Genomic DNA, 22,404 nt, shown 5'->3' with positions numbered 1-22,404 from the left:
AGCGCGACGCCTTCAACAAGAACCGCCAGTGGCGCGAGCCGCTGGCTCAAGATCGGACGATGACCGGAAAACGCAAGCCAGCCGCGATGTATGGCATCACCAACGCGGCTGGGAGGAGCGACACGCAGTGTCGCGGAGCCTGGGGGCGAGCTTTATCACTCGATCCCGAGTTCCTGGATCTTGCGCGTGATCGTGTTGCGTCCGATCCCGAGCTTCTGCGCAGCCTCGATGCGGCGGCCACGCGTGCTTGCCAAAGCAGTGAGGATCAAGCGCGATTCGAAGCGCCGCGACAGCGCATCCCACACGTCATGCCGGCCGGCAGCCAGCAAGGCCTGCGCTTCGTGCTCCAGTCCGATTTCCCAGGCCTCGGCATTGCGACTCGAATCCTGCACCGGCTCGCCAACCGCCGGTGCCGGCTGGGCCGGCTGCGATGCCGGGACCTCGGCCGAAGGCTCATGCTCCACCGCAACGCTGGGCACCGATGCCTCCGGTGAGGCAGCATGAGGATGGTGGTTGCTCGCAGCGCCTTCCACCGAAGCAACTGCTGTCACTTCGGGCGGCAAGTCCTTCGGTTCGATCAATTGCGCGGGCGCCATCACCGTGAGCCAGTGGCAGATGTTTTCCAGTTGACGCACGTTGCCCGGAAAGTTGAACGTGGACAACTGCGCAAGCGCCGCATCCGAGATTCGCTTCGGGTCCACGCCCAGTTGCTTGGCGCTCTGCTGCAGGAAGTGCCGCGTGAGCGAGTACACGTCTTCGCGACGCTCGCGCAGCGCGGGCAGGCGCAGGCGGATCACGTTGAGGCGGTGGAACAAGTCTTCGCGAAAGCTGCCTTGCTTGACGCGTTGCTCGAGGTCCTGGTGCGTCGCGGCAATCACGCGCACATTCGCTTTCACCGCGTTATGCCCGCCGACGCGGTAAAAGTGCCCGTCGCTCAATACCCGCAGCAAGCGCGTCTGCAAGTCGAACGGCATGTCGCCGATTTCGTCGAGGAACAGCGTGCCGCCATCGGCTTGTTCGAAGCGTCCGCGCCGCATGGTCTGCGCGCCGGTGAAGGCGCCGCGTTCATGGCCGAACAATTCGCTCTCGAGCAAGTCCTTCGGAATCGCCGCGGTGTTGATGGCCACGAACGGGCCATTCGTGCGGGGCGAATGCTTGTGCAGCGCGCGCGCCACCAGTTCCTTGCCCGATCCCGATTCACCGGTGATCAGCACCGTCACGTTGCTCTGCGACAAGCGCCCGATCGCGCGGAACACGTCCTGCATGGCCGGCGCCTGGCCCAGCATTTCAGGCGCGGCCGCCATGCGCTCCTCGGCCACTTCCTCGCGCTGGCTTTCATCGACCGCGCGGCGAATCAGCTCGACCGCGCGCGGCAGGTCGAAAGGCTTCGGCAGGTATTCGAAGGCGCCACCCTGGAACGCCGAGACGGCGCTGTCGAGGTCGGAGAAGGCGGTCATGATGATGACCGGCAATCCGGGGTGCTTGAGCTTGATCTTGTCGAGCAGTTCGAGGCCCGAGCCGCCCGGCATGCGGATGTCGCTCACCAGGACTTGCGGGGCCTGCGACTCGTCTTCATTGGCGGCCTCCAGTGCGGCCAGGACTTCGCGCGTGTTGGTAAAGCTGCGCGTGGGCATGTCCTCGCGAAGGAGCGCCTTCTCAAGCACGAAGCGTATCGATTGGTCGTCATCCACTATCCAGATCGGCTTCATGCAACTCCTGTTCGGCCTGGCTGCTAGGGCAGCGGTATCAATATCCTGAAATCGGTACGGCCCGGGACGCTATCGCACTCGATCACGCCGTGGTGTTGCTGCACAAAGGTTTGCGCCAGCGTCAGTCCCAGCCCCGTCCCGCCTTCCCTGCCCGACACCAGCGGGTAGAAGATGCGGTCCTTGATCGCGTCCGGCACGCCCGGTCCATTGTCAATGACATGCAATTCCAGTGCCAGTCGATACCACTGTTTGTTGAAGATCACCTGACGCGCAACGCGGGTCTTGAAAGTGATCTGCGCATCGCCAGCCGCGCGCCGCTCGGCGAGCGCCTGCGCCGCGTTGTGGACGATGTTGAGCGTGGCCTGGATCAGTTGCTCGCGGTCGCCGCGGAACTCGGGAATGGACGGATCGAAGTCGCGCTCGATGTGCAGGTCGCGCGGGAACTCCGCCAGGATCACCGACCGCACGCGCTCGCACACTTCGTGAATATTGACGTCGCCCACCACGTGCGGCCTGCGGTGCGGCGCCAGCAGCCGGTCGACCAGCGTCTGCAACCGGTCGGCCTCGTGGATGATGACCTGCGTGTATTCGACGAGGTCGCGTGACTCGACCTCCATCTGCAGCAACTGCGCCGCGCCGCGAATACCCCCGAGCGGGTTCTTGATCTCGTGGGCCAGGTTGCGGATCAGTTCCTTGTTGGCCTGCGCCTGGTCGATCAGGCGCTCCTCGCGGTCCTGTCGCACCTGGTTCTCGATCGCCGACATCTCGATGATCAATTCGCCTGTCTTCTCGATCCGGGAGAGCGTGACCTGGACCGCCATCAACTCGTGGTTGACGCGGCGCAGGAAAGCCTCGTAGCGCAGGGTTGCAAACTCGTGCGTGACGGCGCCGTCAATGGCGTTTCGCAACACGGCCGGTTCATGAAAGCAGGCGCCGAACTGCGAGCCCTCGAGCGTGCGCCGCGAAGTGCCGAGCGCGTCTTCAAGCGCCGCATTGGCAAACAGCACCGCGCCGTCGGGCTTGACGACCGCGATGAGCGTGGCAAGGAAATCGAAAGACTGGAAGCGCTTGTTGGTCGCAGCGGCCTTGCCGAAGGCCATAGCGATCACGGGTTCGTCGGCGGCGGCAGGCGGCCGAGTTCGCGGCGGATGCCGGCGATGTCGCTCTCGTTGCGCGCAATATCAGCCTTCATTTCCGCCACGCGGTCCAGGTACTTCTGGTAGTTCTTGCTTTCGCTGCCCTGCTTCTCGGGCTCGCCATTGTTGTATTCCTTGAGCAGGTCGGCCTGGCGAGCCTCTGCCTTCTTGAGTTCGTTCTGCAGCACCGTGCGCGCCTCGCCGTCGCGCGCGCGCTGGTCGACGCCTTCGACACGCGGGCTGCCGGGGGGTGACTTCACGGCACTGGCGGTGGACGATTGCACGGCTGCCGGGCGCGCGCCCTGCACGACGGTGACGTTGCCGCCCTCCATGACCTTGCAACCGCGCTTTTGCGCCTCGGTTGCGTTGTTGGTGTATTCGTTGCCGCAGCGGTACACGCGCTCCTGGGCAAGCGCCGGCAATGCAGCCAACAGGGCCAATGGCAATAACAGGATCGAAACAGATTTCATGGTCGTGTGGATAGTGCGCGGCTGGGAAACATTTTCGTGCAATTCGATGCACGCGGCATTCGCATGTTCCCCGTCAACGAAAAAGGACGGCCGAAGCCGTCCTTTTGTCACTAAGGCGGGAACCGCTCAGAGGGAATAGTACATGTCGAACTCGACCGGATGCGTCGCCATGCGGAAGCGGGTGACTTCCTGCATCTTGAGGTCGATATAGGCGTCGATATAGGAATCGGTGAACACGCCACCCTTGGTCAGGAACGCACGGTCCTTGTCGAGGTATTCCAGCGCCTGGTCGAGGCTGTGGCAGACGGTCGGGATCAGCGCGTCTTCTTCCGGCGGCAGGTGGTACAGGTCCTTGCTCGCGGCTTCGCCCGGATCGATCTTGTTCTCGACACCGTCGAGGCCGGCCATCAGCAGTGCGGCAAAGCCGAGGTACGGGTTCATCAGCGGATCGGGGAAGCGCGCTTCGACGCGGCGGCCCTTCGGGTTGGCCACGAACGGGATGCGGATCGAGGCCGAGCGGTTCTTGGCCGAGTAGGCCAGCTTCACCGGGGCTTCGAAGCCGGGCACCAGGCGCTTGTAGCTGTTGGTGCCGGGGTTCGTGATGGCGTTCAGGGCACGGGCGTGCTTGATGATGCCGCCGATGTAGTGCAGCGCGAATTCCGACAGACCGGCATAGCCGTCGCCGGCGAACAGGTTCTTGCCGTCTTTCCAGACCGACTGGTGCACGTGCATGCCCGAGCCGTTGTCGCCGACGATGGGCTTGGGCATGAAGGTCGCGGTCTTGCCGTAGGCATGGGCCACGTTGTGGATCACGTACTTCTGCAATTGCACCCAGTCGGCGCGCTGGATCAGCGTGCTGAACTTGGTACCTAGTTCCATCTGGCCGGCGTTGGCCACTTCGTGGTGGTGCACTTCGACCGGGATGCCCAGCGCTTCGAGCACCAGGCACATTTCCGAGCGCATGTCCTGGAAGCTGTCGACCGGGGGCACCGGAAAGTAGCCACCCTTGGTGGCTGGGCGATGGCCGGTGTTGCCGTGTTCGTATTCCTTGTCGGTGTTCCACGAAGCTTCTTCGGAATCGATCTTCACGAAGCAGCCCGACATGTCGTTCTTCCAGCGCACGCCGTCGAACACGAAAAATTCAGGTTCCGGACCGAAAAAGGCCGTGTCGCCCAGGCCCGAAGCCTTCATGTAGGCCTCGGCGCGCTTGGCGAGCGAACGCGGGTCGCGCTCGTAGGGCTTGCCGTCCGACGGGTCGATCACGTCGCAGGTCAGGATCAGCGTGGTTTCTTCGAAGAATGGGTCGATATTGGCGGTGTTCGGGTCGGGCATGAGTTGCATGTCCGATGCTTCGATGCCCTTCCAGCCAGCGATCGAGGAGCCGTCGAAGGCATGACCGTCGGTGAATTTGCCTTCGTCGAATGCCGAAACCGGCACGGTGACGTGCTGTTCCTTGCCACGGGTGTCAGTGAAACGGAAATCGACGAACTTGACCTCGTTTTCCTTCACGAGTTTGAGTACGTCGGCGACGGTCTTTGCCATCAAATTCTCCTTGGTGATGGGTGGTTAGGAATTCGGGGGAATGGATGCAGTTTCTATGCCATTGTCACCGCAGGCGACAGGGGCTTCGAATACGCCGTTTGGCCCTTATGGGGCGCGTATTTTCCTCTTTTGGTGCGTCAGTTTCTATCGCACCATTTCGGGGCCGAGGCGCGCATCAAAGCTGTGCAGGCCTTCGATCAGCTGTTCGTAGGCAGCGGCCAGGCCCTCGGCGTGGCCCTTGACGCCCAGTTCGATATGTCGGCCGTACTCGGGGTGGTCGACGCTCGGCAGGCTGAAGACCTTGATGCCCGGATGCGTGCGCTCGACGGCTTCCATGAGCGGCGTGAGGGTGGCTTCCATCGTCCCGTAGACGATCACGGATTTTTCGGCACTCTGCCCGCGTGCGAACAGGTCGGCATAGCGGGCATCGAGCACCGATTCGATCATCGGCCAGGCCATCACTGGAAAGCCGGGCACGAAGTGCACGTCCTCCACGCTGAAGCCGGGAATCTTGTTGTACGGGTTGCGGATGATCGTCGCGCCTTGCGGAAACACGCCCATGTTGAGCCGATGCACGTTGTCGGGGCGGTCGGGCTCGTAGGGGATGCCCTGCTCGGCCGCAGTGTCGCGCATGCGCTCGCGGATCAGCACCTCCGCCTCCGGATGCAAGGCCAGCGGCCGGCCCAGCGCCGCGGCCGCGCACTGGCGCGTGTGGTCGTCGGGCGTGGCGCCGATGCCGCCGGTCGAGAAAACGATGTCGCCCGACGCGAACGCACGCCTGAGCACCGCGGTGATGCGCTCGGGCGCATCGCCGACATACTCGGCCCAATCCAGTTGCAGGCCGCGCGCCGTCAGCAATTCGATGACCTTGGGCATGTGCTTGTCGAGGCGCTTGCCAGAGAGGATTTCGTCGCCGACGACAACCAGGCCGAAGGACCTGGCCCCCGCCGATGTATTCTCTCCGCTCGTTTCACTGGTCATGGAGCACCCCATTGAGTCTGTATCGCCCGGTCCGCGTCTTGCGCAATGGCCGGGCTCCTGTCGCTGGCATAGGCCGCCGCCGCACGCTGCGAACGCAGTTGCGCCAGGGCATCGAGGCAGTAATGCGCAAACCACAATGCCGAGAAGGCAAACACCAGCGTGTAGATCCAGATCGCGATCGGCGCCAGCACGAAGAAACCGGCGGCAAACAGAAGGCCGGACGCCCAGACGATGCTGGGCGCGGCGCCCAGGTAGCCGCACAGCACGCCGATAGCGAGCAATGGCAGCCGGTGCGTGCGCAGCAATGTCGCCCGCTCCTCGGCATTGGCATGCTCGGCGAGCGCATCGAAGCTCATGACGCGGTAGGTAAGCCAACCCCAGATCAGCGGCGGCAGGACCAGCACCAGCGGCGGAACCAGCCACAGCGGCATCGACACCACCAATGCAAGAAGCGCCAGCACCGTGAGCCCTATCGCCCGGGTCGCACTCCAGATGAACGAGGGTCCTTTCTTGTGCTCGAGCATCGGAAAGCGCCGCGCGGCCACCAGCCGCGTCAGCGCCGGCGCCATGAGGCCCGACACGACCAGCAGCGACACCAGCACGATCGCCGGCGTCGCCGCCAGCACCACCACCAGTTGGGCCAGCGTGCTCGACACATCACCGGAGAAGAGGCGCCCCATCCAGCCCCAGAAACTCGCCAGCAGTGGCCAGGAATCCAGCGTTGCACGGGTCCAGGCGACCGCCGGCTCCCAGAAGAAATAACCGAGAAGCGCCGCCATCGCCACCATCAACCCGAGGGGCAACAGCGACAGCAGCATCACGCGAGGCCGCAGGCAATACGCCACTGCGCGCCAGAATGAGTCGAGAAGGATACGCATCGCCTGCGAGGATACGCTACCCGATCAACGGCCCGCCAGGCGCCGCAAGCCGAGCCATTGCTGCGCCCAGAAGCCGCGCCCGTAGTCGCGTACGCGGCCGGACGCATCGGGTTCGACCTGGTCGCGGATGCCGGTGGGGTCGTAGCGATGCTCGAAGTCGACCGTGCGAAACAGCATGTCCCACCAGGGCAGCAGCACGCCGAAATTGTGGCCGCCCAGCGTCCTCGGACCGTTCGACTCGTGGCCGATCCCGATGCTGTGATGCACCCGGTGAAAGCGCGGGCTGATCCAGAGCCGCTCGCCAATTGCGCCGAACGACAGCCGCAGGTTGGCATGCTGCAGGCTCTCACTGAGCTGCGTGAAGGCGACGATCGCGATGAACTGCCCCGGCGCGACGCCGATCAACTGCGCCACCACCACGATGATCACATCGTGGATGACGTCGTCGAGCAGGTGGTTGCGGTTGTCGCTCCACATCGTCATCTGCTGCTGCGAATGGTGAAGCGAATGAAGGCCCCACCACCAATTGAAGCGGTGCTGCCCGCGATGGATCAGGTACTCGACGAAATCGAGCACCACCAGGTAGATTGCAAAGGCAACCCATGGCACGTCAGTGACGCCGGGCCAGAGATCGTCGAGATGAAACGTGCCCCAGCCCCGGCCGCGCAGCACGCCCAGAACGTCGTCGAACAGCGGTTGCAGCAGCAGGAACAGCGCGAGCCTGAACAGCCCAAGTCGGTGGATCAGCGTGTAGAGGATATCCGTCCGGATCGCGCGCCGGTCCGTCACCGCCTCGACCGGCCGCCAGCGTTGCAAGGGCCCGATCAGCGCAATCAGGATGGCGATCTGGATCAACCCGACCAGCAGCCAGCCCGTCGCGTCGAACGCATCCTCCACCAACCCGCCAAAGCCGGCCGCATACACCAGCGGCTGCACCAGCGTCTCGAACAGCCACTGCTGCGAGACGGCAAATGGGTCAGCGAGCCAGTCCATCACAGCCCCAATACGACGGCAGCGAGAACGCGTGAAGAAATCGCAGCGAGCAGCGCGAGGTCGCGTCGAGAACCCGAACCGTACTTGCGTACGGTGAGGATCGCAGACGCGAGATCGGGCTGCGCAGTAGATTCATTCATGCGTTCTCAGGGATGGGCCGCGATCCAGGCGCGGTAGTCGGGGTGCTGGCGCAGGGTCTGGAAGCAGAAACCCTTTTCCTTCAGGCCCACGATCAGCGGCTCCAGGTCGGCCGGTGCCCACGGGTCCTTGCGCGACCAGATGCCCAGGTGCGCCAGCAGGATGTCCCCGGGGCGAATCCGGTCGAGCGCCTGCGCGAGCAGTTTCTCGTTGCTGAAGGTTTCGCTCGGCAGTTCGTCACCGAGGAACCCCGCCGGCGACCAGCCCGTATGCTCGTAGCCGCAGGCCTTCGCAGCGGCGAGCAGCTTCGGCGAAGTCTTCCCGCCCGGCGCACGGAAGATCGGCAGCGGCTTCTTGCCGGTGACGTAGGCCAGTCGATCGGCCGCCTTCGTGATGTTTTCGCAGTACTGCGCCGCCGTCCAGGTGAACTCGCGGCCGGCAAACGCGCCCGACGTCGGCCGCACGCGGAAGCGCGGCTCGATGCTCTTCTCGTCGCCGCGCCAATAGACGTGGTCGTAGGTGTGCGAACCGAATTCATTGCCCTCGGCCGCCCGCGCCTTCCACCAGGCTGCCCAGTGGTTGTCCAGGCTGTCGCCATCGGTTTGCGTGCGCTCGGCAGCCGCAAAGAAAGTCACCCGCACGTCCTGCCGCTTCAGCACCTCGGCAAACAGCGGCGCCACGCCCATGTGGCCGGTGTCGATCGTCAGGTAGACCGGCTTGTCGCAGCTGGTCTGGGCGACTGCGCTCGTCCCCACCGCACCTACCGCACCCGTTGCGCCCAACCACGCGACAAGGCGCATCCCTCGCCTTGCCATGCGTAAAACATCGCGGAACCTGAGCGCGAACATGTCAGTTTCCCCCATGCTATCGCGCGACCCGCGATGCATGAAACCAGGACGAGCACTGCGAAGTCTGTTCGTGGGCACCCGCGGAACCGGCTTTGCCGGGCCGCTGGGTGCGCCCCCTGGAGGGGGAGGCGCCATAGGCGCATCGGGGGGGTGTCATCCCACCGGCTTTGCCGGGCCGCCGGGTGCGCCCCCTCGAGGGGGAGGCGCCGCAGGCGCTTCGGGGGTGTTTCATATCAGCGCGCGCCATGGTCGAGCGTCCAGACACCGTGGGGCGAGCGGCCCACGTTCACCTGCTTCACGACCTTGTGCGCCGCCAGGTCCACCACGCTGAGCTTCCTGGTCCAGCGCGAGGTCACCAGCAGCGTCTTGCCGTCGGCCGACACGTCCATGCAATCGGGGCCACCCGGCACCGGGTACTCATCGGTCACCTTGAGCGTCTGCAGGTCGATGCGGCTGATGCTGTTCGACACGCGATTGCTGACGAACACGGCCTTGCCATCCCACGCGGATCGGAACGCGTGCGCACCCTTGCCGGTCGGGATCTTGCCTGTCAGCCGGGGCTGCGGGCCGGACACGTCGAACACCTGCACGCCGTCGCTGCCAGTCAGGCCCACGAGCAACGTCCTGTCACCGTTCGTGCCGAAGATGTCGGCCGGCATCGCGCCGGTTGCGATGCGCCACTTGATCGACTGCGTGGCCAGGTCGACAGCGATCAGCTCATCGCTGTCCTGCATGGTGACGTACGCCGTCGTGCTGGACTTGTCGATCCAGATGTGGCTTGGCGTCTTGCCGGTGGCAATGCGCTTCGCAAGCTTCAATTCCTTGCCATCCCAGCGATAGATATCGACATGGTTGAGCCGGTTGCCCGCGGTCACGAACCACTTCATGTCGCGCGAGAACTGCAGTTGGTACGGATCGATGATGCCGTGCACCACGTGCTGCACTTCGGCCGTGCGCGGATTCAGGAAGGTCAGTGAATCGCCCGCCGAATTGGCCACGATGAGCGACTTCTCGTCGGGCGAAAGGTACAGGTGATGCGGCTCCTTGCCGGTCGGGATGCGCTGCTTTTCGGCCCAGGTGGCCGGGTCGATCACGCTCACCGTGGCATCGAGCGAATTCAGCACAAAGACCGGCGGCGGCTCGGCTGCGACGGCGGACGAGAGACTGGCAACGAGGGAAAACAAAAAGGCCGCGATGCGGCCATGAGCAGAAATTCGCAAGGGGAGATTCCGTAAGAAGGCCATGAAATTTTAACGGCCGGGCCCGACCCCGCGCTGACCGTCGCCAAGCCTCTGTCAGTGCTGTTTTTGGCGCAGGGACTCGACTTGCTCGGCCGTGAGCCAGCGCCACTGGCCCGGCGCGAGGTCCGCCGGCAACGCAAGCCGCCCGATCGACGAGCGATGCAAGGCCTCGACTCGGTTGCCCACGGCCGCGACCATGCGCTTGACCTGGTGGTACTTGCCCTCGGTCAGCGTCAGGCGCAAGTGCAACGGCCCGACCGCCTCGCATGCGGCCGCGCGCACCGGCTTCGGATCGTCGTCGAGCACCACGCCGGCCAGCAGTTTCTGCACCTGGGCGTCGTCCAGCGCATGCTTCACGGTGACCTCATACACCTTCGGCACGTGGTGCTTGGGCGAGCCCATCCGGTGGATGAACTGGCCATCGTCGGTGAGCAGCAACAGGCCGGTCGTGTCCTGGTCAAGTCGCCCGATGGCCTGCACGCCCTGCACCGCGCCCTTGTTCGGACGCAGGCGCAACGGCGAGGGCAGCAGCGTGTAGATGCTCGGCCAGGTCGACGGCTTCTGCGAGCACTCGGTGCCGGCCGGCTTGTGCAGCATCAGGTAGGCCTTTTCGTGATACGCCCACGCCGTGCCCTGCACCGTGAAATCGAGGCCGGTGGGAGGCAGGTCGACGAATGGATCCGTCTCCACGGCACCGCCAATCGACACATGGCCCTGCTGCACCAGTCCGGCACAGACGCGACGCGTTCCAAAGCCCTGGCAGTAGAGAATTTCCTGGAGTTGCACGAGTGGGTTCAATGTCCGAGCGCGAGCCCGGTGTTGTGACGCGGATCGTTCGCGCCGTAGAAGCGATTGTTGCCCACCGCCTTGCCGCCCAGCGACGGCGCACCGATGGCGATCACGTCCAGCTGGTTGATCGGCTCACGATCGCGAAAAGCGTGACCCATGTCGGTCAGGATCTTGCGCGTGTCGGGGCTGATCGCGAAGGGCTCGACAAAGGTCACATCGGGCAGCCATTGCTCGTGGAAGCGCGGCATGTCGACGGCCTCCTGCACGTTCATGCCGTAGTCGACCATGTTGAGGATCGAATGCAACACGGTCGTGATGATCATGCTGCCGCCCGGCGTGCCAGTCACCAGCACCGGCTTGCCGTCCTTCGACACGATGGTCGGGCTCATCGATGACAAGGGACGCTTGCCCGGCGCAATTGCATTGGCTTCGCCCTGCACCAACCCATAGCTGTTGGGCGCACCGGGCTTTGACGCGAAGTCGTCCATCGTGTTGTTCAGCAGCACGCCGGTCCTGGCGGCCGTGATCCTCGCCCCGAACGACTCGTTCAACGAATAGGTGACCGAGACCAGGTTGCCCTGCTGGTCGGCCACGGAGTAGTGCGTGGTGTTGATGCCCTCATGCGGCGGCACGCCGGGCTTGATGTCCTTCGAGACGCCGGCCTTGTCTGGATTGATCGCCGCACGGATCTTCGCGGCGTAATTCTTGTCGACCAGGTGGTCCAGCGGGTTCTTCACGAAGGCGGGGTCGCCGAGATAGCTGTTGCGGTCCGCGTAGGCATGCCGCATCGCCTCGATCTGGTAGTGCACCGACTGCGCCGACCGGAAGCCGAGGTCCTTGAGCGGATAGCCTTCGAGGATGTTGAGGATCTCGCACAGCGTCACGCCGCCGGAACTCGGCGGCGGCGCGGAGACCACCCGGTAGTCACGGTAGTCGCACTCGAGCGGCGCGAGTTCGCGGGTCTGGTACTGGTCCAGGTCGGCCTGCGTGACGATGCCCTTGCCCGCCTGGCTCGACGCCACCAGTGCCGCGCCGACCGGCCCCTTGTAGAAGCCGTCGACACCCCTGGCACTGACGGCCCTCAGCGTCCTGGCGAGGTCCCTCTGCACCAGCTTTTGCCCTACTGCAAGGGTCTCGCCCTTGTTGAGGAAGATCGCCTGCGAAGGCGGGTCCTTCCTGAAGTCTGCCGTGGCGCCTTGCAACAAGTCGACATCGCCTTGCTCCAGAACGAATCCCCTCTCGGCCAGCGCAACCGAAGGCGCAATCAGCGCGGCGCGCGGCATGGTGCCGTACTTTTCGCGCGCGAACTCCAACCCCGACACCGTGCCCGGCACTCCCACCGCAAGATGACTCCGGGTGCTCAGGCCGGCGATGACGTTGCCGTCCTTGTCGAGGTACATGTCGGCGGATGCGGCCAGCGGCGCCTTCTCGCGGAAGTCGAGAAAGGTCTTGCGCCCATCGGCGAGCTGCAGCGTCATGAAACCGCCGCCCCCGAGGTTGCCGGCAGCCGGATAGACCACCGCCAACGCATAGCCGACGGCCACCGCGGCATCCACCGCGTTGCCGCCTCGCTTGAGTACGTCGACACCGACGCGCGATGCCAGGTGCTGCGCGCTCACCACCATGCCGCGCTCTGCCGCGACGGGCGCCACCGAAGCCGCATGCAGCGGCCCGACACCAGCCAGCGCCAGCACCGCGGCGACGCAGCCGCGAAGACTTGGGATCCAATGATTTTTCACTGCTCGGGATTCTCCTTGTGCACACGCCACGGATTCGACTCAGGCTGCAAGCAACCCCTTGCGTCGCAAGTCCTTCAGCGCGAGTGCCACTTGCTGGCCAGCGAACTCGCGCAGCGCGGACTCGTCCTTCAAGGGCTGCTCATCCTTGATGAACCGGATCCGTTCGGCGCGCGCCTCTTCCACGAGATGGTCCGCCAGTGCGTCGTGTCCATGACTGCCGTCCAGCAAGGGCAACAGACAGCGCTCGAGCGGCGACAAGGCGACCTGCTCGTGCCACAGGTTGCAAGCCACGGCGCTCGGGCCGCTTTGCAACGCCAGGCCCGGCAGGTTGCGCACGGCCGACAACGCGCGCGGCATGCCGGCCACCTGCGCGGCGGCTCCGAATGGACTCCGGCGCAAGCGCACCGCGCCCAGTATCAGCAACTCCTCCAGCATGCCCATGACAAACGGCTCGACCGCATCGCGCGGCTCGCCGACTCGCGCAGCCACCTCGCCGAACAACTGCTCGGGCAAGACGGCCGCAGGGTAGTGCTGCTCCAGCACCTGCGCCACCGCCTTGTGCACCGGCTGGCGCAACGTGACCTTCAGGTTTCGCAACGCGGTGCAGGGCTGCTCCGGTCCATCGAGCTTGATCGGGTTGCCGTCATCGGGCAGGAATACTCCGGCATAAGCCAATCGGCGCAACCGCGCGGGGTCGAGCCGGTAGCGGATGTCGCCGACCCGTTCCTTCTTGACCAGCAGGGTCTGCCGGAAGGTGCGGTTGACCAGGAAGTCGAGGTATTGCTCGATCATCACCTGGCTGCCGCCGCATTCGCGCAGCAGCGGCTCGCGAACCTTCTCGCCGTAGTTCTGCACGAACATCGTCGAGGGCTCCGCATCGGCCAGATAGGCCAGTCCGTGCGTGCCGGCGCGTTCGACAAACTCCTTGAAGTAGCACGGTGAATTGCAGGGCTCGAGGAACTCGTGCAGCAGGTAGGCGCTGTTTGAACTCCGCACGATGGGCATCGTCTCCTCGAGCGTCTTCTTGAGCACGCTGTCGGCCCTGGCCGATTGCTCGAGGAATTCGAGCATGCCGCGCGCGAACGAGAGCTTTTCCTCCGGCGCGTCACGTGGCCCTCCGCGCAGGATCATGGCGTCGCGCACGATCTCCCGCGCTTTCCAACCCGGATAGACGTTGTAGCTCACATAGGCGACGCCGTCGGGCGCGAGGTTCTCCGAGCACACGCGCAGGATCGCCGACTGAACCGTGGGCGGCACCCAGCTGTAGACGCCGTGGCAGATGATGTAGTCGAACTTGCCGAACGATGCGTCGATGTCGTTGATGTCAAAGGCACGCAGTTCGACGTTGCCAAGCCCCGCATGGCCGATCGCCGCCGCGCCCTGCGCCACCTGCACCGGCGAAACGTCCACGCCAAGTGCACTTCCGCCGGGATGGCGCGCCGCGAAAGGGATGAGGTTGCCACCGGCCGCGCAGCCCAGCTCCAGCACACTCGCGCCGGCGGGTGGCGCGGCCTCGAGCCCGAACAGGTACGCCAGCGCTTCCAGGTGCTCGGCCGCCGACTGCGGAAAAGGATGCGAGTCGTACGGCACCGCGTCGTAGTACTTCGTGATCGCCGTCGTCAAGTTGTCCGGCATGTAGCTATTCCTCAGCAGAAGGAAGACAGGCCAGCATCTCTGGGGCCCGGGCAAGGGCCGAATATAGCTGCGCGCGCAGCAAAAAAGGCCCGGCTGTCAGACAGCCGGGCCTTTTGGCGATTGGTGGAGCTGGGGGGATTTGAACCCCCGTCCGCAAGCCTTCTTCGCGCAGATCTACATGTTTAGCGGTCTGATTTGAGTCTCGCCTCCGGAGTCGCGCAGTCGCACGCTAAACCGGACGCCAGCACCCTATTTTCTCGCCTCGACCCAAGGTACCCGGATCGAAGCCAGCCCATGTAATTATCTTTGCAGCCGGGAGGTCAGGATTGCTCCAGACCCCCTTGCCCAGCCCATCGGCCTGCTGTTGCAAAGCTCACTGGCAATTAAGCAGCGAGTGCGAAACGTTCGTCGTTTGCAGTTAGTTTGTTTGAATCTGTTTTACGAGCGCATTCAGCTCGACATGCCCCGCTGCGATTCCGAACCCACGTCGAAACCAGTGCAGCCCCAAGCCTCGTATTTTAGGCCTGCTTCAGTACCTGCAAGAGCTCCAAGGGTGAAGTAATGGCCGCATGGGCTTCCCACAGGGTCGCGTCGGCGTCGTCGCCGAGGTAGCCATAGGTCGCCGCGACCGTCTGCATGCCCGCCGCGCGCCCGGCCAGGATATCTCGGTGATCGTCTCCTACATAGACGCATCGGGCTGGATCGATGCCCAGCCGGCGCGCCGCTTCGAACAATGGCTCGGGATGCGGCTTGGCGAATGGCGTCGTGTCGCCGCTGATGATGGCGCCGGCGCTCGCAAACAGAGAAATCGCGCGCGTCAGCGGCCCGGTGAAGCGGGCCGACTTGTTCGTGACCACGCCCCAGCCGAGCCCACGCGCCTGCAGTGCCTCGACCAATTCGGGCACGCCGCTGAAGATGAAAGTGCTGTCCAGCATGCGCGTCTCGTAGTTCACATAGAACTCCTCGCGCAACGCCTCGAACTCCGCCGCTTCGGGGGCAATACCAAAGGCGACGCCCAGCATGCCCCGCGCGCCCGCACCGGCCATCGGCCGGTACAGCGCCTGTGGTAGCGAGGGCATGCCGCGATCGGTACGCATCTTGTCGGCAGCGGCGCCCAAGTCGGGCGCGCTGTCGATCAGCGTGCCATCGAGGTCGAACAGCACGGCCTGGATATCCTTGAATTGCATCACTGGTCGCCAGAAGGTCGTTGAGTCGCAAACATGTAGTTGACGCTGGTGTCGTCGTTGAGCCAGTACCGCCGCGTGATCGGGTTGTGCTGCAAGCCCCGGGTCTCGCGCAGCACCAACCCGGCCTTGCGGCAGTGCGCGGCGAGTTCGCTCGGTCGAATCAGTTTCTGGTACTCATGGGTGCCACGCGGCAGCATGCCGAGCAGGTATTCAGCACCCACGATGGCGAGCATGAACGCCTTGAAATTGCGGTTGATGGTCGAGAAGAACACCCATCCGCCCGGCTTCACCAGCGTCGCGCAGGCTCGCACGACCGAAGCCGGGTCCGGCACATGCTCCAGCATTTCCATGCAGGTGACCACGTCGTACGAGTCCGGTTCCTCCGCCGCGATTGCCTCGGCACTCACCTCGCGGTACTTGACGTTGCGGGTGCCGGCCTCCAGGGCATGCAGTTGCGCAACCTTGAGCGCCTTGGTGGCCAGGTCGATGCCGAGCACATCGGCGCCTTTGCGTGCCATCGAATCGGCCAGAATGCCGCCGCCGCAACCGACATCGAGCACGCGCTTGTCGCCGATCGGAGAAATTCCGTCAATCCAGTCAAGCCGCAATGGATTGATTTCATGAAGTGGCCGGAATTCGCTCTCCAGGTCCCACCAGCGATGTGCCAACTCCGAAAACTTGGCCAATTCGGCCGGATCCGCATTCAAGCTATTTGTCATCACGCGATTATGAATGGCGCATAAAAAAACCCCGCCGTAGCGGGGTTCCTTGAGAATCCTTGCGGATTGCTTAGTTGGCGCGGGTACCGACGACTTCGATTTCCACGCGACGGTTCTTGGCGCGGCCTTCCTTGGTGCGGTTGTCCGCAACAGGTTGCTTCTCGCCCTTGCCTTCGGTGTAGACGCGGTTGCGTTCGATGCCCTTCGAGACCAGGTAGGCCTTGACAGATTCGGCGCGACGGACCGACAGACGTTGGTTGTAAGCGTCGGAGCCGATCGAGTCGGTATGGCCGACAGCGATGATGACTTCGAGGTTCACGCCCTTGATCTTCGAGACCAGGTCGTCCAGCTTGGCGCGGCCTTCAGGCTTCAGGACCGACTTGTCGAAGTCGAAGAATGCGTCAGCAGCGAAGGTCACCTTCGAAGCAGCCACGGCGGGTGGCGGCACAACTGCAGCAGGCGGGACCGGAGCCGGCGGGGGAGCGGGGACCAAAGCGCCATCGCAGCCAACGGCAGCGGTTGCAGGCGTCCAGTTGGAATCACGCCAGCACAGTTCGTTCGTGCCGTTCCTCCAGACCAGTTGGCCAGCGCTGTCTTGCCAGTTGTCGATCACAGGGCCACCATTTGCTGCGGTGACACGGGTCTGCGCGCCGGCGGCAGTGGCGAGCGCAGCGACTGCAAACATCATCGCCACTTTATTCAGTTTCTTCATGGTTCTCCTCTTGGGGAAAAAGCCGCAGCCGCGCTGCGAATCAAGGACGCTTTAAGTGACCACCACCCAAAACGTTGGGACGATTCTGCCACAGGGTCCTTGGCAAACAGGCCGCAGCGGCCCCCGGAATCGCCGGACGGAGCCGGAATAGCCGCCTTGTGTTGCGGCGGTGCGACACCCCCCGGGGCGTAAAATTTCGCCTCCTTGCTGTCTGCGTACTGCTCATGACCTCGTTCGCCAAAGAAACCTTACCTATCAGTCTCGAAGAGGAGATGCGTCGCAGCTACCTCGATTACGCGATGAGCGTGATCGTCGGCCGCGCCCTTCCGGATGCCCGGGATGGCCTCAAACCGGTGCATCGCCGCGTCCTCTACGCGATGCACGAGCTCAACAACGACTGGAACCGCCCTTACAAGAAGTCCGCCCGCATCGTTGGCGACGTGATCGGCAAGTACCACCCGCATGGCGACCAGTCGGTCTACGACACCATCGTGCGGATGGCGCAGAACTTCTCGATGCGCCACATGCTGGTGGATGGCCAGGGGAATTTCGGCTCGGTCGATGGCGATATGGCGGCGGCGATGCGCTATACCGAAATCAGGCTGGCAAAAATCGCCCACGAAATGCTGGGCGATATCGACAAGGAAACTGTCGATTTCCAAGACAATTACGACGGCTCTGAAAAAGAGCCGGCGGTATTGCCGAGCAAGCTGCCAAATCTGCTGGTCAATGGGGCCGGCGGCATTGCGGTCGGCATGGCCACGAACATCCCGCCGCACAACCTGAACGAAGTGGTCGACGCCTGCCTGCACTTGCTGCGCCACCCCGACGCCAGCATCGACGACCTGATGGAAATCGTGCCGGCGCCCGACTTTCCCACCGCCGGCATCATCTACGGCATCAACGGCATCAAGGACGGCTACCGCACCGGCCGAGGCAAGGTGGTGATGCGCGCGCGCTGCCACTTCGAGGACATCGACCGGGGCCAGCGCCAGGCCATCATCGTCGACGAGTTGCCCTACCAGGTGAACAAGAAGACCCTGCAGGAACGCATGGCCGAACTGGTTCACGAGAAGAAGATCGAGGGCATCAGCCACATCCAGGACGAATCCGACAAGTCGGGCATGCGCCTGGTGATCGAGCTCAAGCGCGGTGAGGTGCCCGAGGTCGTTCTCAACAATCTGTACAAGCAGACGCAGTTGCAGGACACCTTCGGCATCAACATGGTGGCACTGGTCGACGGCCAGCCCAAGCTGTGCAGCCTGAAGGACCTGATCCAGGTCTTCCTGCAGCACCGCCGCGAAGTAGTCACGCGGCGCACGGTGTTCAATCTGCGCAAGGCGCGCGAGCGCGGCCACGTGCTCGAAGGCCTGGCCGTGGCGTTGGCGAACATCGACGACTTCATCGCGATCATCCGCAACGCCCCGACCCCGCCGGTCGCCAAGGCCGAGCTGATGAGCCGGCGCTGGGACAGCAAGCTGGTGCGCGAGATGCTCACCCGCACCCGGGCCGATGGCGGCGTGGTCAACGCCGACGACTATCGCCCCGACGGCCTCGAAGCCGAGTTCGGCATGGGCGGCGACGGGCTCTATCGCCTCTCCGATACGCAAGCGCAGGAAATCCTGCAGATGCGCTTGCAGCGCCTGACCGGCCTCGAACAAGACAAGATCGTGGTCGAGTACAAGGAAGTCATGTCCGAGATCGAGGACCTGCTCGACATCCTTGCCAAGCCGGAACGCGTGTCGGTCATCATCGGCGACGAACTGACCACCATCAAGCAGGAGTTCGGCCAGACCAAGCTCGGCGCCCGCCGCAGCCAGGTCGAGCACAGCGCGTTCGACCTCTCGACTGAAGACCTGATCACGCCGACCGACATGGTCGTCACGCTCTCGCACAGCGGCTACATCAAGAGCCAGCCGCTGGGCGAATATCGCGCCCAGAAGCGCGGTGGCCGCGGCAAGCAGGCCACGGCCACGAAGGAAGACGACTGGATCGACCAGCTCTTCATCGCCAACACGCACGACTACATCCTGTGCTTCTCGAACCGCGGCCGGCTCTACTGGCTCAAGGTGTGGGAGGTGCCTGCCGGTTCGCGCGGCTCGCGCGGCCGCCCGATCGTCAACATGTTCCCGCTGCAGGAAGGCGAGAAGATCAATGTCGTGCTGGCACTGACCGGCGAGAAGCGGTCTTTCCCTGCCAATCAGTATGTGTTCATGGCCACGTCGATGGGCACCGTCAAGAAGACCACGCTCGACGAATTCAGCAACCCGCGCAAGGCCGGCATCATCGCGGTCGACCTGGATCCGGGCGACTACCTCATCGGTGCGGCACTGACCGACGGCGCGCATGACGTGATGCTGTTCTCGGACGGCGGCAAGGCCGTACGCTTCGACGAAAACGACGTGCGTCCCATGGGCCGCAACGCGCGCGGCGTGCGCGGCATGACGCTGGAAGATGGCCAGGGCGTGATCGCCATGCTCGTGGCCGAGGACGAACAGCAAAGCGTGCTCACGGCCACCGAAAATGGTTACGGTAAACGTACAAGCATTACCGAATACACCCGTCACGGCCGGGGAACCAAAGGCATGATCGCCATTCAACAGAGTGAGCGCAACGGCAAAGTGGTGGCGGCGACGCTCGTGCATGCAGACGACGAGATCATGCTGATCACCGACAAGGGTGTTCTGGTGCGAACCCGGGTCGCGGAAATCCGCGAACTGGGCCGTGCCACCCAAGGCGTCACGCTGATCGGTCTCGACGAAGGCGCAAAGCTCAGCGGGCTGCAGCGCATCGTGGAGAACGACGCCAACGGCGATACCGAATCCAATCCTGAAGACAATCCAACATCCTGAACGGAAACTACTGAATGAAAAAACTCAAGCTCGCCATCCTCGCCACCGCAATGGCGGCCACCAGTTCCATCGGCTGGGCACAAGACAGCAAGGCCGCCCTGGTCAAGCAGTTCATCGACCTGCAACGGCCCGGCATCGAAGTACTGGCGCGTGTTCTCGTCGAAGACTCCAGCGCCCAGATCGCCCAGGCTGGCTCCGGATACCTGCAGACGCAAGTGCCTGCCGAAAAGCGGGAAGCAGCCGCCAAGGCAGCCGATGCCGAGCTCAAGAAGTATTTCGATGACGCCTACCCGTACGTGCGCGACAAGGCGGTGGCACTGGCCCCTGGCGCATTGGGCCCGGTCCTGAGCGAGGCCTTCACCGAAGACGAACTGAAACAACTCATCGCTTGGCTGAACTCGCCACTGAGCAAGAAGTACGAGGAAGTCAATCCCAAGCTTCGCAATGCCCTGACCGAAAAGCTGGTGGCCGAGACCAAGCCGACCATCGAGCCGAAGATGCGCGCACTGGATGCCGCCGTGGCCAAGGCGCTCGGCGCACCGACGGGTCCTGCGCCGGCTGCGGCTGGCAAGGCGCCCGCCAAGAAGTGATGCCCGCGCCGGGCACGCGTCCTTACAACTTCTCCGCGGGTCCGGCAACCATGCCGGAGGCGGTGCTGCGTCGCGCCGCCGCCGAAATGCTCGACTGGCACGGCAGCGGCATGAGCGTGATGGAGATGAGCCATCGCGGCAAGGAATTCGGCGTCATCCTGGCGCAGGCCGAAAGCGACCTGCGGGCACTGCTCGCGGTGCCCGACCACTTCCATGTCCTGTTCATGCAGGGTGGTGGCCTCGGCGAGAACGCCATCGTGCCGCTCAACCTGTCGCGCGGCCTGCAGGCCGATTTCGTGATCACCGGCAGCTGGAGCATCAAGTCGCACAAGGAGGCGCAGCGCTATTGCGACGCACGCGTCGTTGCGAGCAATGCTGCCGATGGCCACACGGCCCTGCCGGATGCGGCAAGCTGGCAACTCAACGCCGATGCCTCGTACGTGCACGTGTGCACCAACGAAACCATCAACGGCATCGAATTCCAGCAGTTGCCCGACCTTGCCGCGCTGGGCGGCAAGGCACCGCTGGTGATTGATTTTTCATCGCACGTGGCTTCGCGCCCCGTCGACTGGCGCCGTGTCGGCTTGGCCTTTGGTGGCGCGCAGAAGAACCTGGGGCCGGCCGGACTCACGATCGTGATCGCTCGCGACGACCTGCTCGGCCATGCGCTGCAAATCTGCCCCAGTGCCTTCAACTACAAGACGGTGGCCGACAACCAGTCGATGTACAACACCCCGCCGACGTGGGGCATCTACATGGCCGGGCTCACCTTCCAGTGGCTGCGCGAGCAGACCGAAGGCGCGCTCACCGGTGTCGAGGCCATGGAACAACGCAACCTCGCCAAGGCGAAACTGCTCTATGACTTCATCGACGGTTCGAGCTTCTACCTGAACAAGGTCGATCCGAACTGCCGCTCGCGCATGAACGTGCCGTTCTTCCTGGCCGACGAAAGCCGAAATGAGGCTTTTCTTGCCAGCGCACGCAAGTCGGGCTTGTTGCAATTGAAGGGTCACAAATCGGTCGGTGGCATGCGCGCCAGCATCTACAACGCGATGCCGCTCTCCGGCGTGCAGGCGCTGGTCGACTGCATGCGAGAATTTGAGCAATCGCATGCCTGACAACGCCCCGCCCTCCCCCCAGCCTCCCGTCGACGCCTCTGCCAGCCTGGCTGACTTGCGCGTCCAGATCGACGCGCTCGACCAGAAACTGCTCGGCTTGCTGAACGAGCGCGCCCATGTGGCCGAGCAGGTCGGCGAAATCAAGAAGCGCGAGGGCACGCCCTACTTCCGGCCCGATCGCGTCGCGCAAGTCATCGACAAGATGGAGCGCAGCAATCCGGGCCCGCTGAAGGCGCCGCACGTGGCCGCCATCTGGCGCGAGATCATGTCGGCCTGCCTCGCGCTCGAGTCGCCCCAGCGCGTGGCGGTGCTGGGGCCCGAAGGCACGTTCTGCGAACAAGCGGCCATCGAATACTTCGGCGGAGCGGCCGACCTGGTCTATTGCGCCAACTTCGACGAAGTGTTCCATGCGACCGCCAGCGGCAGCGCGCAGTACGGCGTGGTCGGCGTGGAGAACTCGAACGAAGGCGTGGTCACGCGCTCGCTCGACATGTTCCTGCATTCGCCAACGCACGTGGTCGGCGAGGTCAGCTTGCTGGTACGGCACAACCTTCTGCGCAAGGCGAATTCGGTCGACGGCGTCGAGGCGGTGCTCGCCCATCCGCAAGCGCTGGCACAGTGCCAGACGTGGCTGGCAAAACACCTGCCGGGCGTCGAGCGCCGTGCCGTGTCGAGCAATGCCGAAGGCGCGCGGCTTGCCGCCGAGAATCCGGCGTGGGCTGCATTGGCCAGCGAGCGAGCCGCGACCCGCTTCGGGCTGCACATCGTGGCCCATGCCATCCAGGACGACGCCTACAACCGCACCCGCTTCGCGATCATCTGCCTGCCGCAGACGCTGGCCATGCCACCGGCTTCCGGTCGTGATTGCACCAGCCTCATCGTCTCGGTGCCGAACCGGCCTGGTGCAGTGCATGACCTGCTGGTGCCGCTGAAGACCAACGGCGTCTCGATGACGCGCTTCGAGTCGCGGCCGGCGCGCACGGGGCAGTGGGAGTACTACTTCTACATCGACCTCGATGGCCATCCGTCGCAGCCGCATGTCGCCGCCGCATTGACCGAGTTGCGATCGCTGTGCGCCTTCTACAAGGTGCTGGGCGCCTATCCCGTGACCGCCTGAATCCGATCAC

Annotated in this window: 20 protein-coding genes and 1 other RNA gene; 4 read left to right on the top strand and 17 right to left on the bottom strand. The window is 64.1% G+C overall.

Annotation, left to right across the window (positions count from 1 at the left end):
* Window positions 1-155 precede the first annotated feature (155 nt).
* The 17 genes from ntrC to ompA form a co-directional block, all read right to left on the bottom strand.
* Window positions 156-1,709, bottom strand: coding sequence for a nitrogen regulation protein NR(I) (ntrC, locus tag WKW80_RS03130; protein ID WP_340362049.1), 1,554 nt, complete (start codon window positions 1,707-1,709; stop codon window positions 156-158).
* A 23-nt stretch (window positions 1,710-1,732) separates the two neighbouring features.
* Complete coding sequence (glnL, locus tag WKW80_RS03125; RefSeq protein WP_340362205.1) at window positions 1,733-2,809, bottom strand: nitrogen regulation protein NR(II); 1,077 nt, start codon at window positions 2,807-2,809, stop codon at window positions 1,733-1,735.
* A 5-nt stretch (window positions 2,810-2,814) separates the two neighbouring features.
* Window positions 2,815-3,315 carry a hypothetical protein gene (locus WKW80_RS03120; protein WP_340362048.1) on the bottom strand — a complete coding sequence of 167 codons (501 nt, stop codon included), beginning with the start codon at window positions 3,313-3,315 and terminating at the stop codon, window positions 2,815-2,817.
* Between the two features lie 126 nt (window positions 3,316-3,441).
* Window positions 3,442-4,857, bottom strand: coding sequence for a type I glutamate--ammonia ligase (glnA, locus tag WKW80_RS03115; RefSeq protein ID WP_340362047.1), 1,416 nt, complete (start codon window positions 4,855-4,857; stop codon window positions 3,442-3,444).
* A 144-nt stretch (window positions 4,858-5,001) separates the two neighbouring features.
* Window positions 5,002-5,838 carry a competence/damage-inducible protein A gene (locus tag WKW80_RS03110; protein ID WP_340362046.1) on the bottom strand — a complete coding sequence of 279 codons (837 nt, stop codon included), beginning with the start codon at window positions 5,836-5,838 and terminating at the stop codon, window positions 5,002-5,004.
* A complete protein-coding gene (locus WKW80_RS03105; RefSeq protein ID WP_340362045.1) occupies window positions 5,835-6,716 on the bottom strand; it encodes an EI24 domain-containing protein in 882 nt (293 codons plus the stop codon). Before WKW80_RS03105 ends, WKW80_RS03110 begins: the two co-directional genes overlap by 4 nt.
* A 24-nt stretch (window positions 6,717-6,740) precedes the next feature.
* The gene (locus WKW80_RS03100) at window positions 6,741-7,709 is read right to left on the bottom strand and encodes a sterol desaturase family protein (protein WP_340362044.1); all 969 of its coding nucleotides are present in this window, start codon (window positions 7,707-7,709) and stop codon (window positions 6,741-6,743) included.
* Window positions 7,709-7,849, bottom strand: coding sequence for a hypothetical protein (locus tag WKW80_RS03095; RefSeq protein WP_340362043.1), 141 nt, complete (start codon window positions 7,847-7,849; stop codon window positions 7,709-7,711). Before WKW80_RS03095 ends, WKW80_RS03100 begins: the two co-directional genes overlap by 1 nt.
* A gap of 6 nt (window positions 7,850-7,855) precedes the next feature.
* Complete coding sequence (locus tag WKW80_RS03090) at window positions 7,856-8,647, bottom strand: polysaccharide deacetylase family protein (RefSeq protein ID WP_340362042.1); 792 nt, start codon at window positions 8,645-8,647, stop codon at window positions 7,856-7,858.
* A 281-nt stretch (window positions 8,648-8,928) separates the two neighbouring features.
* Window positions 8,929-9,939 (bottom strand): YVTN family beta-propeller repeat protein, encoded by a 1,011-nt coding sequence (locus WKW80_RS03085; RefSeq protein ID WP_340362041.1) that lies wholly within the window; start codon window positions 9,937-9,939, stop codon window positions 8,929-8,931.
* Between the two features lie 51 nt (window positions 9,940-9,990).
* The gene (locus WKW80_RS03080) at window positions 9,991-10,722 is read right to left on the bottom strand and encodes a pseudouridine synthase (protein WP_340362040.1); all 732 of its coding nucleotides are present in this window, start codon (window positions 10,720-10,722) and stop codon (window positions 9,991-9,993) included.
* Window positions 10,723-10,730: 8 nt separating this feature from the next.
* Window positions 10,731-12,449 (bottom strand): gamma-glutamyltransferase, encoded by a 1,719-nt coding sequence (ggt, locus tag WKW80_RS03075; protein WP_422822846.1) that lies wholly within the window; start codon window positions 12,447-12,449, stop codon window positions 10,731-10,733.
* A 54-nt stretch (window positions 12,450-12,503) separates the two neighbouring features.
* Window positions 12,504-14,099, bottom strand: coding sequence for a methyltransferase regulatory domain-containing protein (locus WKW80_RS03070; protein WP_340362039.1), 1,596 nt, complete (start codon window positions 14,097-14,099; stop codon window positions 12,504-12,506).
* Window positions 14,100-14,220: 121 nt separating this feature from the next.
* Window positions 14,221-14,605, bottom strand: a transfer-messenger RNA (tmRNA) gene (ssrA, locus tag WKW80_RS03065).
* A gap of 12 nt (window positions 14,606-14,617) precedes the next feature.
* On the bottom strand, window positions 14,618-15,286 hold the full coding sequence (locus tag WKW80_RS03060; RefSeq protein WP_340362038.1) for an HAD-IA family hydrolase: 669 nt from the start codon (window positions 15,284-15,286) through the stop codon (window positions 14,618-14,620).
* Window positions 15,286-16,005: a bifunctional 2-polyprenyl-6-hydroxyphenol methylase/3-demethylubiquinol 3-O-methyltransferase UbiG gene (ubiG, locus tag WKW80_RS03055; protein WP_340362037.1), complete on the bottom strand. Its 720-nt coding sequence runs from the start codon at window positions 16,003-16,005 to the stop codon at window positions 15,286-15,288. Before ubiG ends, WKW80_RS03060 begins: the two co-directional genes overlap by 1 nt.
* 70 nt (window positions 16,006-16,075) lie before the next feature.
* Window positions 16,076-16,717, bottom strand: coding sequence for an outer membrane protein OmpA (gene ompA / locus WKW80_RS03050; protein ID WP_340362036.1), 642 nt, complete (start codon window positions 16,715-16,717; stop codon window positions 16,076-16,078).
* A gap of 224 nt (window positions 16,718-16,941) precedes the next feature.
* Between ompA and gyrA the strand changes: the two genes are divergently transcribed.
* From gyrA to pheA, 4 genes are read left to right on the top strand one after another with little or no spacing between them, the layout of a single operon-like run.
* On the top strand, window positions 16,942-19,569 hold the full coding sequence (gyrA, locus tag WKW80_RS03045) for a DNA gyrase subunit A (protein WP_340362035.1): 2,628 nt from the start codon (window positions 16,942-16,944) through the stop codon (window positions 19,567-19,569).
* Window positions 19,570-19,583: 14 nt separating this feature from the next.
* Window positions 19,584-20,159 carry a DUF2059 domain-containing protein gene (locus WKW80_RS03040; RefSeq protein ID WP_340362034.1) on the top strand — a complete coding sequence of 192 codons (576 nt, stop codon included), beginning with the start codon at window positions 19,584-19,586 and terminating at the stop codon, window positions 20,157-20,159.
* Complete coding sequence (gene serC, locus WKW80_RS03035; RefSeq protein WP_340362033.1) at window positions 20,159-21,277, top strand: 3-phosphoserine/phosphohydroxythreonine transaminase; 1,119 nt, start codon at window positions 20,159-20,161, stop codon at window positions 21,275-21,277. Before WKW80_RS03040 ends, serC begins: the two co-directional genes overlap by 1 nt.
* Window positions 21,270-22,394, top strand: a complete 1,125-nt coding sequence (pheA, locus tag WKW80_RS03030) for a prephenate dehydratase (protein WP_340362032.1) — start codon at window positions 21,270-21,272, stop codon at window positions 22,392-22,394. Before serC ends, pheA begins: the two co-directional genes overlap by 8 nt.
* Window positions 22,395-22,404: the final 10 nt, after the last annotated feature.

It is taken from the genome of Variovorax humicola, assembly GCF_037889915.1.
GTDB lineage: Bacteria > Pseudomonadota > Gammaproteobacteria > Burkholderiales > Burkholderiaceae_C > Variovorax > Variovorax humicola.
This window is presented reverse-complemented; position numbering and strand designations above follow the sequence as displayed.

Excerpts from the sequence above, each read along its gene's own strand:
- ntrC (WP_340362049.1), bottom strand. The coding sequence starts at position 1,709 with ATGAAGCCGATCTGGATAGTGGATGACGACCAATCGATACGCTTCGTG.
- glnL (WP_340362205.1), bottom strand. The coding sequence starts at position 2,809 with ATGGCCTTCGGCAAGGCCGCTGCGACCAACAAGCGCTTCCAGTCTTTC.
- WKW80_RS03120 (WP_340362048.1), bottom strand. The coding sequence starts at position 3,315 with ATGAAATCTGTTTCGATCCTGTTATTGCCATTGGCCCTGTTGGCTGCA.
- glnA (WP_340362047.1), bottom strand. The coding sequence starts at position 4,857 with ATGGCAAAGACCGTCGCCGACGTACTCAAACTCGTGAAGGAAAACGAG.
- WKW80_RS03110 (WP_340362046.1), bottom strand. The coding sequence starts at position 5,838 with ATGACCAGTGAAACGAGCGGAGAGAATACATCGGCGGGGGCCAGGTCC.
- WKW80_RS03105 (WP_340362045.1), bottom strand. The coding sequence starts at position 6,716 with ATGCGTATCCTTCTCGACTCATTCTGGCGCGCAGTGGCGTATTGCCTG.
- WKW80_RS03100 (WP_340362044.1), bottom strand. The coding sequence starts at position 7,709 with ATGGACTGGCTCGCTGACCCATTTGCCGTCTCGCAGCAGTGGCTGTTC.
- WKW80_RS03095 (WP_340362043.1), bottom strand. The coding sequence starts at position 7,849 with ATGAATGAATCTACTGCGCAGCCCGATCTCGCGTCTGCGATCCTCACC.
- WKW80_RS03090 (WP_340362042.1), bottom strand. The coding sequence starts at position 8,647 with ATGCGCCTTGTCGCGTGGTTGGGCGCAACGGGTGCGGTAGGTGCGGTG.
- WKW80_RS03085 (WP_340362041.1), bottom strand. The coding sequence starts at position 9,939 with ATGGCCTTCTTACGGAATCTCCCCTTGCGAATTTCTGCTCATGGCCGC.
- WKW80_RS03070 (WP_340362039.1), bottom strand. The coding sequence starts at position 14,099 with ATGCCGGACAACTTGACGACGGCGATCACGAAGTACTACGACGCGGTG.
- WKW80_RS03060 (WP_340362038.1), bottom strand. The coding sequence starts at position 15,286 with ATGCAATTCAAGGATATCCAGGCCGTGCTGTTCGACCTCGATGGCACG.
- ubiG (WP_340362037.1), bottom strand. The coding sequence starts at position 16,005 with ATGACAAATAGCTTGAATGCGGATCCGGCCGAATTGGCCAAGTTTTCG.
- ompA (WP_340362036.1), bottom strand. The coding sequence starts at position 16,717 with ATGAAGAAACTGAATAAAGTGGCGATGATGTTTGCAGTCGCTGCGCTC.
- gyrA (WP_340362035.1), top strand. The coding sequence starts at position 16,942 with ATGACCTCGTTCGCCAAAGAAACCTTACCTATCAGTCTCGAAGAGGAG.
- WKW80_RS03040 (WP_340362034.1), top strand. The coding sequence starts at position 19,584 with ATGAAAAAACTCAAGCTCGCCATCCTCGCCACCGCAATGGCGGCCACC.
- serC (WP_340362033.1), top strand. The coding sequence starts at position 20,159 with ATGCCCGCGCCGGGCACGCGTCCTTACAACTTCTCCGCGGGTCCGGCA.
- pheA (WP_340362032.1), top strand. The coding sequence starts at position 21,270 with ATGCCTGACAACGCCCCGCCCTCCCCCCAGCCTCCCGTCGACGCCTCT.